The organism is Exiguobacterium sp. EA-TM-5 (genome assembly GCF_053878415.1).
In genome coordinates, this window is the sequence record NZ_CM132670.1 from 2196600 (window position 1) to 2209981 (window position 13382).

Annotated in this window: 16 protein-coding genes and 1 other annotated feature; of the genes, 9 read left to right on the top strand and 7 right to left on the bottom strand. The window is 46.8% G+C overall.

What is annotated here, in order from left to right:
• Window positions 1-684, bottom strand: coding sequence for an ABC transporter permease subunit (locus ACV3PA_RS11590; protein ID WP_456124835.1), 684 nt, complete (start codon window positions 682-684; stop codon window positions 1-3).
• 249 nt (window positions 685-933) lie between these two features.
• Here ACV3PA_RS11590 and ACV3PA_RS11595 point away from each other — a divergent pair, with 249 nt between their 5' ends.
• The 4 genes from ACV3PA_RS11595 (at window position 934) to ACV3PA_RS11610 (ending at window position 3391) form a co-directional block, all read left to right on the top strand.
• Entirely contained in the window at window positions 934-1794 is an 861-nt protein-coding gene (locus ACV3PA_RS11595) for an alpha/beta fold hydrolase (protein WP_456124836.1), read from the top strand.
• A gap of 43 nt (window positions 1795-1837) precedes the next feature.
• Window positions 1838-2224, top strand: coding sequence for a hypothetical protein (locus tag ACV3PA_RS11600; RefSeq protein WP_456124837.1), 387 nt, complete (start codon window positions 1838-1840; stop codon window positions 2222-2224).
• A gap of 163 nt (window positions 2225-2387) precedes the next feature.
• Window positions 2388-3050, top strand: coding sequence for a type 1 glutamine amidotransferase domain-containing protein (locus ACV3PA_RS11605; protein WP_456124838.1), 663 nt, complete (start codon window positions 2388-2390; stop codon window positions 3048-3050).
• A gap of 53 nt (window positions 3051-3103) precedes the next feature.
• On the top strand, window positions 3104-3391 hold the full coding sequence (locus ACV3PA_RS11610; RefSeq protein ID WP_456124839.1) for a putative quinol monooxygenase: 288 nt from the start codon (window positions 3104-3106) through the stop codon (window positions 3389-3391).
• A gap of 70 nt (window positions 3392-3461) precedes the next feature.
• On the opposite strand, the gene ACV3PA_RS11615 is transcribed toward ACV3PA_RS11610, so the two are convergent.
• From ACV3PA_RS11615 to ACV3PA_RS11630, 4 genes are all read right to left on the bottom strand, one after another.
• A complete protein-coding gene (locus ACV3PA_RS11615) occupies window positions 3462-4316 on the bottom strand; it encodes a LysR family transcriptional regulator (RefSeq protein ID WP_456124840.1) in 855 nt (284 codons plus the stop codon).
• A gap of 96 nt (window positions 4317-4412) precedes the next feature.
• Window positions 4413-5645 (bottom strand): chloride channel protein, encoded by a 1233-nt coding sequence (locus ACV3PA_RS11620; RefSeq protein WP_456124841.1) that lies wholly within the window; start codon window positions 5643-5645, stop codon window positions 4413-4415.
• Window positions 5642-5992 carry a potassium channel family protein gene (locus tag ACV3PA_RS11625; RefSeq protein WP_410503079.1) on the bottom strand — a complete coding sequence of 117 codons (351 nt, stop codon included), beginning with the start codon at window positions 5990-5992 and terminating at the stop codon, window positions 5642-5644. The genes ACV3PA_RS11620 and ACV3PA_RS11625 overlap by 4 nt, the downstream gene beginning before the upstream one ends.
• Before the next feature lie 21 nt (window positions 5993-6013).
• Window positions 6014-6997 carry a DUF389 domain-containing protein gene (locus tag ACV3PA_RS11630; RefSeq protein ID WP_456124842.1) on the bottom strand — a complete coding sequence of 328 codons (984 nt, stop codon included), beginning with the start codon at window positions 6995-6997 and terminating at the stop codon, window positions 6014-6016.
• Window positions 6998-7276: 279 nt separating this feature from the next.
• Between ACV3PA_RS11630 and ACV3PA_RS11635 the strand changes: the two genes are divergently transcribed.
• Window positions 7277-7624 carry a hypothetical protein gene (locus ACV3PA_RS11635; protein WP_456124843.1) on the top strand — a complete coding sequence of 116 codons (348 nt, stop codon included), beginning with the start codon at window positions 7277-7279 and terminating at the stop codon, window positions 7622-7624.
• Between the two features lie 74 nt (window positions 7625-7698).
• Here ACV3PA_RS11635 and ACV3PA_RS11640 read toward each other — a convergent pair whose 3' ends face one another.
• A complete protein-coding gene (locus tag ACV3PA_RS11640; RefSeq protein WP_456124844.1) occupies window positions 7699-8730 on the bottom strand; it encodes a zinc-binding dehydrogenase in 1032 nt (343 codons plus the stop codon).
• Between the two features lie 175 nt (window positions 8731-8905).
• Here ACV3PA_RS11640 and ACV3PA_RS11645 point away from each other — a divergent pair, with 175 nt between their 5' ends.
• Window positions 8906-9979 (top strand): peptidyl-alpha-hydroxyglycine alpha-amidating lyase family protein, encoded by a 1074-nt coding sequence (locus ACV3PA_RS11645; protein WP_456124845.1) that lies wholly within the window; start codon window positions 8906-8908, stop codon window positions 9977-9979.
• A gap of 111 nt (window positions 9980-10090) precedes the next feature.
• The gene (locus tag ACV3PA_RS11650; protein ID WP_456124846.1) at window positions 10091-10528 is read left to right on the top strand and encodes a hypothetical protein; all 438 of its coding nucleotides are present in this window, start codon (window positions 10091-10093) and stop codon (window positions 10526-10528) included.
• Between the two features lie 46 nt (window positions 10529-10574).
• On the opposite strand, the gene ACV3PA_RS11655 is transcribed toward ACV3PA_RS11650, so the two are convergent.
• Window positions 10575-11054 carry a hypothetical protein gene (locus ACV3PA_RS11655; RefSeq protein ID WP_456124847.1) on the bottom strand — a complete coding sequence of 160 codons (480 nt, stop codon included), beginning with the start codon at window positions 11052-11054 and terminating at the stop codon, window positions 10575-10577.
• A gap of 203 nt (window positions 11055-11257) precedes the next feature.
• Window positions 11258-11513: a binding site (T-box leader), on the top strand.
• A 63-nt stretch (window positions 11514-11576) separates the two neighbouring features.
• Here ACV3PA_RS11655 and ACV3PA_RS11660 point away from each other — a divergent pair.
• Both ACV3PA_RS11660 and ACV3PA_RS11665 read left to right on the top strand, forming a co-directional pair.
• The gene (locus ACV3PA_RS11660; protein ID WP_456124848.1) at window positions 11577-12803 is read left to right on the top strand and encodes an MFS transporter; all 1227 of its coding nucleotides are present in this window, start codon (window positions 11577-11579) and stop codon (window positions 12801-12803) included.
• Window positions 12804-12818: 15 nt separating this feature from the next.
• The gene (locus ACV3PA_RS11665; RefSeq protein ID WP_456124849.1) at window positions 12819-13340 is read left to right on the top strand and encodes a GNAT family N-acetyltransferase; all 522 of its coding nucleotides are present in this window, start codon (window positions 12819-12821) and stop codon (window positions 13338-13340) included.
• Window positions 13341-13382: the final 42 nt, after the last annotated feature.

Here is a 13382-nt window from a genome sequence, read left to right on the forward strand (position 1 = left end):
TTATAAATCCTTTCGTTTGAGCTTTAAGTAAGCAATCGTCAAGAACAGTCCGCTCCATAACACAGGTAGTAGCAGTTGAATGCCTGAGACGATGACGGCGTGATACGGCAAGATGTATTGAAACGGTACCATGTACCATTTCTCCGAGAACGCTGACCATAAGCCGATGATCGGTACGATGATTCCGAAAAAGATGCCGAGAAACATCGTCAAACCAGGCTTCGTGATCATCGTCGATAAGAAGATATTAAAACTCGTGATGTAGATGATGACAATTAGGATCGTTACATAGTCCATCCAGAACAACTGCTTCGCGTAGAGTGAGACAATCACGAAATTAATCGAAAGCGTTGCACACCAGAAGAACAAAGATCCAAGAAACTTCTCCGCTATGATTCGGAAGCGCGATGTCTTCGTGACGAGTAAACGAATCGTCCGCGTCTCGATTTCACGGTTGATAATGTCATGCGATAGCGCGGAGACAAACAGAAAACCGAAGAATAGAATGAAGAATTTAATGCTTGAAGTATAGACGGACGATTGATTGACTCCAGCGAGCAGTTCCGGATGTCTTGTCAAATAAGACGCTGTAAAGACTGAGCTGATCGTCAGAAAGAGGATCAACAGAATTGCTTTGATGCTTTTAAAGCTACTCGTAAATTCTTGTTTGAGGATCGGAAACATGGTCGACTCCTTTGGACGTATTTTTGATTAACGCAATCGTTCTTTTAGCTTCGTAACAAGGACTCCGAGTCCATATAAAGTAACGACCGTTAAGAGCATCGTGATGATTGTTTCCATTTGAAGTCTCCTTTATGTAAATGACGTATCATCTGTTCTACGCTAGTTCCCGCAGAAAGTTTCCTTATTTTTCAAATCCCGATATTTTCCTTATGGTACAATGAAAGAAACGCTTTCTAAAGGAGTAGTAAGATGAAACGTTACACAATTAACTGTCAGCAGCAAGCGGTTCACATCACGGAATGGGGAACACAAGACCTTCCGACGATCGTTTGCCTGCATGGACTCGGCAGTACAAGTCTCAGCTTCATCGAAATCGCAGAAGCACTCGCAAGCGAATTTCGCATCATCGCGCTCGACTTACCCGGTCACGGAAAAACAGCAGCTTTTACAGATCCTCTACACTATCGTATGAAGCCACTCACAGACTGGATCGATGAGGTCCTAAATATACTCGATGTTCGTCAGTTCTATGCTTTGTCCCACTCATGGGGAAGTGTGCTCTCGCTCTATTATTTGATTGAACATGCTGATCGAGTGCTCGGTACAATTCTGATAGACGGCGGCTATCATAGTAAACGGCTGTACGGGATGTCAGTCGAAGAGGAAGTCGCTTTTTACAAAAATGACTTCGAAGACTCGGTCGCGACATGGGACGAATTTTTAGACGTTGCTGTCTATGCTCCGGATGCGCGTCGCTCCCCTGCTCTTAACAAGGCGGGTTTTGACTTGCTTCGTCTAGAAAACGGACGTTATCACTGGCATGCGCGTGGAGAGACGGCTGCTGCGATTGTACACGCACTTCACTACAATGATGTCCTTGATTTTCTAGCAGATATTCCGGCGTCTCCTATTCAGTTATATGTCGCCACGTTACCGAAGGAACAAGCTCAAATCCGTCAACAGGCAACGAACTTGTTACACGATGTGACGAATGCGACAATCCATCTCGTTCCGGAAACCGGGCATCTACTGCACTGGGATCGTCCCGACGTCATCATCGAGGCGATTCGTCATCATTGGGTGCCTGGAAAAAGATTGTCTTCTGTTTAATAATTGGTTTATTATGGAATTAGAGTAAAAAGGAGGGGTTCATATGCTAAAACGGTTAACGTTCGTTTGTGTAACCTTATGCGTCGCGATCGTCGCCGTGCTCGTCGCAGCACGCCATTCAACAGGCAATACCATCTCGTTTGAGCAGCCGTTATCGGTCTACATGGCGATTGGTCTAATTGTCTTCTTATTCCTACCACCACTCATCCTATCGTTTTTCGAACACCCTGTACTGAAGATTATCAATGTCATCTACCAATCACTGATCGTCTTCAGCTTCGTCGGCTTGGTTCCGGTTGGCTTCTTGATTCCAAATGGTTCTTCAACGATCATCGTCGCTATCCTAGGGACGGTCGCAAGTCTTACCAGTGTCATCGTGACGATGCGAAGTCACTCGATGCTCTCTAACTATTCTTCTGACGTACGTTAATCTATTTTTCAAACTGCTCCCAACGTCATGCTGGGAAGCAGTTTTTATTTTAATCTATAAATTTATTTATCGATACACTCATTTTTATTAATTTGTTTTTTGATTTAAGCGGGCGTATTCTAATCACGTAGCCAATCGGCAAACGAAAAAGGAGGAACACATCATGAGTAAACACATCTTAATGGTCGTCACGAACGCAAAGGAAATGAAGGAAGGTCACGCAACAGGACTTTGGTTATCGGAGTTCGCAGAAGCATACATTGAATTCAAGAACGCAGGATACACAGTAACGGTCGCAAGTCCGAACGGTGGCGAATCACCAATCGACGCACGGAGCCTTGAAGACGAAGTGCCAGCTGAGATCCAAGCAACCGCTCCACTTTTGAAAGAGACACTTGATTTGAAATCCATCGAGGACTTCTCAACGTTCGATGCAATCTTCATGCCAGGCGGACACGGGACAATGTTCGACTTACCACAAAGTGATGCCTTGAACAATGCCCTTCGCACATTGTTTGAAGCGAACAAAACAGTCGCTGCTGTCTGCCACGGACCAGCTGGACTCGTCAGTGCGACACTTTCAAACGGAACGCCACTCGTCGCTGGAAAAACGATCGCAACGTTCACGGATGAAGAAGAACGTGCGACAGGACTTGATGTCTACATGCCATTCTTGCTCGAGACACGCCTTCGCGAACTCGGTGCAAACATCATCACGGCTGATAATTTCACAGAAAACGTCCAAGTCGATGGAAATCTCGTCACGGGTCAAAATCCACAATCCACGATCGCGGTTGCTAAAGCCGTCATTCACACACTCAACTAATCAAAACAAGAGATCCTTTTTCGTAGGGTCTCTTTTCATAGGAGGTTTTATCGATGATTCAATTGATTGCCCGGATCGAAGCACATCCGAATCAAGGCGAACAGCTCGCATCTATCATTGAAGACGTCATCTTACCATCACGCGCAGAGACTGGTTGCCTGACCTATCAGGCACATCGCGCTATTGATGCTCCGAATGTCTTCTACTTTTACGAACAATGGCGAGATCAAGACGCTTTCGATCAGCATGTCGCCTCACCGCATTATCAAGCGTATCGGACGGGTAGTGCCAGTCTCGTCGCTGATCGTTCGCTGACGTTATTACGTGACGTATCGAAGTAAAATATGATTAGTACGAAAAAGTCCAATCCTCTCAGCGTTTGCTTGAGGATTGGACTTTTTTTCATCCTATTCAACTTAATGCCTCAATCACCTGTTGCAAAACCGGATCGTGGCGGGATTCCGTTCGATAGGCAGCGTATAACTGATTCGTCGCGAACCGTTCCGGCGCAATCCGCTGTACGCGTCTAGCGCTGACCGCTGCCTCGACGAGATAGTCTGGTAGAACACTAATGCCATGTCCCGCCTCGATCGCTTTTAGAATCGCGTCGACGTTCGGTAAGATCATCTCCGGTCGGATGCCTGGTCGTTCTCCAAATTGCGTCTGATAGTAACGACGAATGATTGGTAATTCGAGCCCATAACTAATCCAGCGCTGTCGGTCCATCCATTCCTTGAGATCCGTTTCCGGAACGTCGTAGCCAATCGGCGCGATCAAATGAAAGCGTTCATCGCCGATTGGAACGTACTGCACACCCGGTTCGTCGATTCGTTTTGTTGCGATGATAAAGTCGAGCTCGTTTGCAAGCAACCGTTGCAACAACGGTACCGTCAAATCGAAGACCGCCGTAAACTGCGCGACGTCAAGCGGCAATTTCGGCACGATCCCATGCGTGACGAATTCTGTCGGTCCACCGAACTTCAAGACCGGACGGGGTTGTTCCCCTGCTTCGTATTTCATCTCAAGCGATAATGCCTCGAGCCGGTCGATCAATCCGACGACTTGAGTATAGAGGGCTGTTCCTGCGTCCGTCGGAATCATTTGCCGCGGCGCACGGATGAACAAGGATGTCTCGAGTTCTGCCTCGAGCGCCGCGATATGCTGACTGACCGCCGGTTGTGTTAAAAAACGAATTCGTGCAGCTGCCGAGACGGAACGTTGTTGGTACACGTGAATGAAACTCCGATACCATTCAAAATCAATCATGTCTTCTTCTCCTTTGTTAGTCCTCTCCTTAAAGTATAAAAAGACAGTAGACATAAGACAAATAATGATTTAGTTAGTTTGCCATAACAATATTTATCAAACGATTGAAAAGGGAAGATATTTTCCGTAGCGACTCATCAACTGATGAATACCTAGAGATAATAGGATGATAAGTGGAAAGAACTGAAGTGGAAATAAAAATAATAATAAAGTAGCCGTCACTAAAGGTTGGCGCAAGACGACGGTACAACTTGCGGTGACGACGATCGTGATGATGAGACCCGGCATGAACGGACTGAGTGAACTGAGACAAAACGCGATGACGGTACTCGAAAAAATCAACGGAAAGATCTTTCCGCCTCTCCAGCCACAGGAAAAACATAAATGGGTCAATAAACCTTTTCCGATGGCAAGGAGAAACAATGCCCCGATCGACCAGGAAGAGGCTTCTTTTGAAAACTCCAGAATCTCGTGTTCACCTGAAAATAACAGGTACGGTGATATCAGCGAAGCGAGACCAATCGCAAGACCTGCAATTAATGCTAATCTGACAGGATGTGTAACATTGGAAGCGACCTTATCCGTCCATCGTTCCAGCAGTATAAATAAGAGTCCAAAGACGATTCCGACCCCTACTGCAGGCACTATGAACCAAATGACGCCCATGTTCCAGGCGATAGACGGTATTTTAATCGAAAACACCTGTGTATGTGGAAACAGATGCATGATGCCGCGAAAGCACACGAGGGCAATCAGCGTACAGATGCCATAATAGACGATTTTTTGGACTTTCTCCCATTTGGAAGGTGTCTTCTGAATCAGTTCCTCTTCGATTGCTTCCGACACACTGACAAACGGTGCATGAAAAATCGTCGATATCATTGCGGCATACCCTGTCTGCAAAAACGTTAGCCGTTGCGGCTCCGTCATACGTAAGCGGTCACCGATCCAAGTCACCATTCCGCCGAGGATGCTGATCAACGCCGCTTCCGGTCCGAGACTCGCCCCGCAGGTCAGCACGATCCATGCCGCTCCCGCATTTTTCCACAGTGCTCCCCTGTAGGGAACACGTCCCTCAACTTTAAATGATGCCACTGTCTCGTGCATCGTCTTCGGATAATCGCCGATATACTTTTGCACCAAACCGATCCCAAGTCCCCCCAGTAATCCAATCCATACTCCATGATACGGTAGATCAAACACATCAGGTAACACGTGCCAGACGACATGAATCGATCCATTAATACCATTTAAGAAGAGTGCCGCTGTTGTCCCGACAATTGCTCCAAGTAGCAGACAATGGATGAGATGTGTCAGGTGGGACTTCATTTCCGCTCCTCCTTGTTCTTCTTATCCCGATGATATTGTTTTAACGCCATATTGAAGTTGACGATGACCGCACTGAGGACACCGACGCCAAGCATGACATAAACGATCGAAAACAATTTTCCGAACGCCGTCTGTGGAACAAGATCTCCATACCCGACCGTCGCAAGCGTCATGACGGAGAAATAAAAGGCATCGAGAATACTGAACTGTTCAACATTGTGATAGAAGACCGTCCCAATCAAGAAAAGTGCCCCGACCATAATCATCAATGCCTTTTGTTCTTCCTGCTTGAACAGGATACGGATGACATGAAAAAAATTACGGATCAGGATAAAAAACGCGAGCATCGTGTTTCCCCCTTTGTGCCGTCATCGTTGGGTTTGATCGGTAAACAGCTTTTCTAATTGCTCCCGATCCAGTTGATTCAAGTCTGGGATTTGGATGACTGTCAACTTGACGTTCGCCAGACCGTAATCGTCTAATGACTCGCTTAACTGTTCTCGCTCACGTGCATCATATCGCATACCTAATGTCGTGACTGTTAAGCGCCGCCGCTCTTCATCATAACGATGCTCAATCACGAACGTGTCTCGGAATTCCTCATCGACATACCGCTCGAGATTCGTTTGGAGTAGACTTTCCTGACTTAAGACGTACGCTGTATAGAAGCTCGGAATACTGATTAGACAGGCGAAGGCAATCAACGAACGATTAATCCGGCGGGATGACTGGATTTGCAGACTGTTGTCAGACCGTAGAAGCCATTTCACACCTAAAAACGTCGCAATCAAAATAAAGCTACAGTTAATCAAAAATAAATAACTGGCCCCTAGTGCATAGGCTAGATTCTGATTCGCGATCGCGTACCCGATCGTACAGACAGGAGGCATCAAGGCAGTCGCGATCGCAACGCCGGGAACGATGTTGTTCGCACCTTTCTTCCGTAGACCAATCCATCCGGCAAGCCCCCCGGCAAATGCAATCAGAACATCCCAAATCGTCGGGAACGTGCGCGCGATCAGTTCGTCACTTGCTGCCGTCAGCGGAGAAAAAGAGAAATAGATCGTCGATGTCACGAGGCTGATCGTCAACTGAACGATCAAGAGACGCAGTGCTTTCTTAAACAGGGGAATATCCGATAGCCCAAGCGCGATGCCGAGTCCAAGAATCGGATTCATAAGCGGGGAAATCAGCATCGCGCCGATGATGACAGGAATCGAGTTCAGATTTAATCCGATGGAAGCAATGAAAATCGCACACATGAGGATGACAGCGTTACTTGAGCGAACCGTCAGTTCCTGATCGATTTTATTCCTCGTTTCTTGCAAATCATAGACCGATGCCACCATCATGGTTCCACCTTCCCCTCATCATTGAAAAACTAGTTCAAGACAAAGTCATATATTTCTTTTACCCATTTTCTAGTATGTTTGACTTCAACTACGATGATATAATGGTTCAATCTTATACGAATGAAAGGTACAACAATCATGCAAAAATTTCGCGGTAAACGCCGTTATTTTAAAAATCTCGAACATGAATTCAAAAACTATTCTTCCCCAGCCTATATATCTACCGATGAGTGGTTCAATGACTGACATGCGCACCCTGACTTTTATGGACATGGCAACATGAGCCTTCGTAAAGCACACCTTCGGATTGCGCAAAGTGCCTTGCAGGATATGCGACAAAAACTACAGGAAAACCAGATGGAGCACCAGATTTACATGACGATTGCACTCGAGGATGCTGCGCAAGACACATTACATGTCCACACGCAAAATCCAGTCGGAACACCGTTACCACTTGAACGGATTCAGTCGCTTCCACTTTCAACAGATGTTCCAGAATGGATAACGGAGCTCTTTTCGACTCATGCGTATACGTTTCGTCAGACGGAAGAGACATTCACTGACTATACGGAAGACGAACCTGTCACATCGATCGTCACGCTCTATCATATTTTCCCTAACACGTAATCGATGAATTGAAACGTTAACGAGCTATCCTTTCCTTAAGAGGAATCGGATAGCTCGTTTTGTTCTTTTTTCTCTTATGGAATCAAGACGACCTTGCCGAATTTACCGGCTTGTTTGAAATAGGCTTGAGCATCGCGTGCTTCAGCAAGCGGGAACGTCCGGTCGATGACAGGCTGAATCGTTTTCGTTCGAACCGCGTCAAGTAGCTTCTCGTAATCATGGCGATTACCAAGGACTGATCCTTGCAAACGAATATGCTTCAGGTAGAGCGTCCGAAAATCGAGCGACGTCACCTGTCCACCGGATGAACCAGAAATACAGTATGTTCCACCGCGTGTCAACAGATCGAGTCCTTGTTTGAACACGGCATCCCCGACGACGTCGAGAATCGCATCGACCGGACCAATTGCTTCGATCACTTGCTGATCCCAGTCTGGGTCACGGTAAGAGACGACAACTTCTGCTCCGAGTGCTTGCAATTGCTCCTTCAGCTTAAGATCACCGACGAGCGCAACGACTCGAGCACCGAAGACGCGTGCTGCAATCTGGACGTTGAGTGAGCCGACACCCCCACTTGCTCCTGTTACGAGGACAGTCTGCCCTTTTTGTAAGTCTAGTTGCTCGACCATATGCCACGCCGTCAGACCGCTGACCGAGAAGACGGCACTGTCCGTATAGGATTCAAGCGGCATGTTATAACAAAGTTCGAGTCGCCAGCAGACATACTCCGCGTATCCACCGTCATACTCAGAACCGATGAACGATAAGTCTTCGGCACTCTGTTCGTCTTTAATTTCTCCACTCGCCGTGAATGGGAACAAAACGACGTCGCGCCCGATTTCCGATTCTGCGACACCGTCTCCGACCGCGATGATTCGACCGCTAATATCTGAACCGGGAATCCGCGGAAACTGTACGCCTTCTGCTTTCCAGCCCGACTCGTTCTCCGCACCATATGCCCCTTCGCGCATCCAGATTTCCGTATTATTCAAAGCACATGCTTTAATTTCAATCAATACTTCGCCTTGTTTCGGTTGTGGTGTTTCCTGATCGATATAAGCGAGTTGCTCAAGTCCGCCATGCCCCGTGACCGTGACTGCTTTCATGTTTTTGCCCCACTTTCTTTTCTTAATAAATATATGATGTCTCTCTTCTTTACCCATTCAATCTTATTTTAATATCCTGCTTCCGTTACTTCGTGACTCCTGCGCTAGCCTGATACGTGTTCATTTAATAGCTAGATATAATATGTATACGAAATTATGTATGGAGGAATGATTCATGAAAAAACGATTTATTCTAATAGGGACGTTAGCGACCATCACCGTACTCGGTCTTGCCTGGTCTAGAGGCGGTTCGGATCCGGTCATGAAAGAGAACTATCAACCAATCCCGAAAGATACGACATACAGTGGACAGATCACATGGCCGCTGGAAACAAGCGATCGTTCGATTGCCGGTGAAGCAAGTGGCGTCGCCGTCGCTCCAAACGGTGACGTCTACTATTTACATCGAGGAAGTAACGCTTACGGGGATGACACACTGATCAAAGAACCAACATTGATCGTACTTGACGGGAAGACGAAACAAGTGAAGAAACGACTCGGTGCCAGTCTATTCAAGTCACCGCATGGTCTTGAAGTTGATAATCAAAACAACATCTGGATCACCGACATCAGCTTGAATCAAGTGTTCAAGCTTGATCCGTCCGGGAAAGTCTTGCAGACGTTCGGTAACACGTATGGTCCGTTCACGGAAGTCGGTCTGCGCATTCGAAACGTCTTACCGAGCATCCCACTGCAACTAGATGAAAAAACGTTTGCCCGTCCGACAGACGTCACCGTCTTCAAGGACGGCTCGTTCGCCGTGTCTGACGGGTACCGGAACAGTCGCATCGTCATGTTTGATCAAAAAGGAAACGTCAAATGGGAAGTTAATGAACTCGGTACAAAAAACGGACAGTTCAATCTGCCACATGGGATTAGTAGCGACGATGAGATGAATCTCTACGTAGCGGACCGCGATAATGCCCGGGTTCAAGTCTTTGATCGAACTGGCAAACACATTGACACATGGTCATCTAAGGAACTCGGTCGCCCGTACGGAATCGAAGTCGGTCCGAACGAAAAAGTCTACGTCGCTGATGGCGGAAACTATTTAAACGGACAAAAAAAGAACGCGCAAAGCCAAATCGTCATCTTGGACAAACAAGGAAACATCGAGAAACGATTCGGTGCGTGGGGGAAGGATGCGGGACAACTCCGGATCGCACACGATATCACAGTGAGCGCAGACGGAACGATTTATGTTGCGGAATTGTTAAATGAACGATTACAGCAGTTTTCTGAAAAATGATAACTAACGAAATCTCAAAATTTAAGAAATGAATACCCTTTCTTTCGAAAGACTACTCCTCGGTATTTTCTTTATTTTGGTAAAATAAAGAAAATACCGAGGAGGTGTCCCATGAAACGTCGCTTCGTATTAGCCGTCCTATTGATTCTAGTCGTGTGCATCATCGTCTTTGAACCATTCCGTGGCGCACCACCAAATCCAGAAGTCGAGGCGCAAGGAAAGGATGTCCCGACCGTTCAAGGCTCATATTGCTGGGATAGTTTACTCCGTAGTCAATGTGGCGATAAGATTTATCGCAATGGTCTCGATATGGCCAAAGAACAAAAACCAATCAGTGTCTCTGCAGGATCAGTCGTCAGCGTCGAATTATCTGGCAATCCAGAACAAGTTAAGCTGATACAATGGGACGATCAAGAAAAGGAGTCCACAATAACGTTAAAAGATGACCAATTCAAAGCACCGACATCACCAGGTGTTTATGCCTATGAATTGCAATCTCGCTGGAAACAAGGCGACGGACAATTCGGATTCTCGTTAAAAGTTCAGTAAATACAAGAGCCTCCTTGACGCATCATTTCGTCTTGGAGGCTCTATTTCATCCTGTTTGATTGTAAAGTTGCACGATACCGAAGACTGTCAAGATCAGATAGCCTGTCCCGATGAACAGAAAGACTGGACGAATCAATTGATCCTTCGGTTGGCGCGTGATGCCTTCGAAAAAACAACTAACGATGAAACCGAGAACGAGGATTCCACCATACATGAAGAGGAAGGTTATGAGAAGACCACCGACACTTGGAATCGTTAACGAAGGTGCTAACCATATAAGACCACCGACTAATACAGCGAGCACAACTGTCCCCATCACGATTCCAAGAAGTGGATGGATCGTGTTCAGTCGTCGGATCACATCATGACGGTTGACGAGGCGCTCCACTGCTGTCATCGCTGACAAACAGGTCAGTAAAAATAAGATTAAGAAATAGATCGCTTGCTCGACTGGACGGAACGTCGTGAAAAAGACAGCTCCGGTAAGAACAAGGAGTGGAGATATGAAAAAAATCAAACGTTTCATTTCTTTTCCTCCTTTCGTACGACTTTCTTGAAAGTGAACGTGTGACCATAACAATGTACCATACAACCTGTTACATCTTTTACCATTTTTGTTCATTTATCAAATTCTGATACCTATGCACCTTTTTCAATAATTGTAAAAAAATGATAAAAACCCTTTACGGTTTCATTCTGCATATGCTAGGATAAGAAAAATTACATGATATAAACGCGTCGAAGAGAACAGTACGTCATCTCGGCTTTTCCTAGAGAGCTCCGATTGGTGGGAAGGAGTATCAGCCATTGACCGAACCAAGCCTCTGAGCAGCACGGTGGAACCTTTGGGGGATATCGTGACGGGTGCTCCCGTTATCGAGCTCAGGTATTTGCCGTTTGCAAGCGGTCGTACCGATGAAGGCGGAACCGGTGACGGTTTCGCGAACAGGGGTGGCACCACGACACGCACAGTCTCGTCCCCAAGACCAACGTCTTGGAGGTGGGATTTTTTTTATTGGCTGAATCATAATAAAAAGGAGTGTGTCGTATGTCGAATTGGAAATACCCTGGATTGCTGTTACTCGGCGTCGGTGTCTCGAACATCGGGGCTTGGGTCTACTTCATCGCCTTGAATTTGATTGTCCTCGAGCGTACCGGATCAGCGTTCGCTGTCTCCGTTCTCTATATTCTATTGCCAATCTCCGCGTTGTTGACGAGTCTTTGGTCCGGCAGTGTCATTGATCGCATCAATCAGCGTCGTTTGCTCGTGTTGCTCGACGTCTCGCGAGCCGCTCTCGTCTTTTCGCTGACACTGATCGATTCCTTGTTTGTCCTCTACGTGCTCGTTTTTATTCTGAACATCGGCAACACGCTCTTTGAGACATCGTCCTTAATTTACATGACAAAGCTCGTCCCAGAGAACAGTCGCCAACGGTTCAATGCCCTGAAGAACTTCATTCAATCGGCCGGTTTCATTCTCGGACCGTCGATTGCCGGCTTCTTATTTTTGATCGGTTCACCGGAAGCAGCAATCGTATTGAACGCGGGAGCACTATTATTTTCTGCTATCCTCCTGTCCTTCTTGCCGAACGTTCACATTAATTCGAGGGAGAAGATAACTTTCTCACTCCGACTGATTCTCTCAGACTGGAAGGAGACGCTTGTCTTTGCACGGACGCGGCGTTACATTGCGGTCGTCTACACCTTTTACGCTCTCATGATCGTCCTGATGAGCGGACTCGATTCACTCGAAGCCTCGTTTGCGACGATCGTCCTGCAGATGGACGAGAGTAACTACGGTTTTCTTGTGAGTATCGCTGGAGTTGGTATCATCTGTGGCTCTGCCGTCAATGCGATTTTTACGCGTCGATTGACGCCCCGCTTCTTGATTCAGTTCGGAGCATTGATGACGCCGATCGGTTACTTGATTTTTGCCTCGTCGACGTCGTTCCTGACTGCAGCCATCGGCTTTTTCTTGCTAACCTTCGCCTTAGCGTTTGCAAACACTGGCTTCATGACGTTTGCTCAAACACACATCCCCGTCGAATTGATGGGACGATTCCTCAGTAGCATCCACGTCGTACAATCGACTGGTGTCATTCTACTGACTGCCTTGATTGGTTTTTATGCCGAGACATCGATCCGCTTGACGTATACTGTCGCTTCAGTTGGCTTCCTACTGATTGGTGGATTGATTGTCTTCATCGTGCAAGACCGAACGAAACGTCAATATTTTACGACCGAAACCGACGAAACGATTACACTTTCGTCATGAGAAAGGAAACTATTTATGTACCTTATCGGAGAACGGATTTTTCTACGCCCGATTGACGTGACCGATGCGCACGTCTTATTCGACCAAACCCAGGATGAGACATTACGTTACCTGACGGGTACGACGGCGACATTTTCGCTCGAACAGATTGAACAGCATATTCTCTCGATCCAAGCTGATGTGACGCGTCATGATTTTGCAATTTGCCTGACGTCCGGTGAGACGGTCGGCGAGTGCTCGATTCTTGATATCGATTCGGATTCAGGAACGGCTGGCTTTCGAATCTCACTCCGTGCCCTCTCCTTAACAGGTCAAGGATACGGGACAGAAACAATCGCGTGTATCTTCCGATTTTGTTTCGAAGAACTTCAGCTAGTTCAACTTGAACTCGAAGTGTTTTCGCACAATGAACGGGCAATCGCTGCGTATAAGAAGGTCGGTTTTCACATCATTGAAACGATTCCTGACGCTTTACTGTACGATGGCGTTTCGTTTGACGAGATCATCATGCGGAAACGGAATCCACTCGTTGTTTAGAGAGTCAATTCTGATATAGCACCTCCTCCGTGAGGTGCTTTT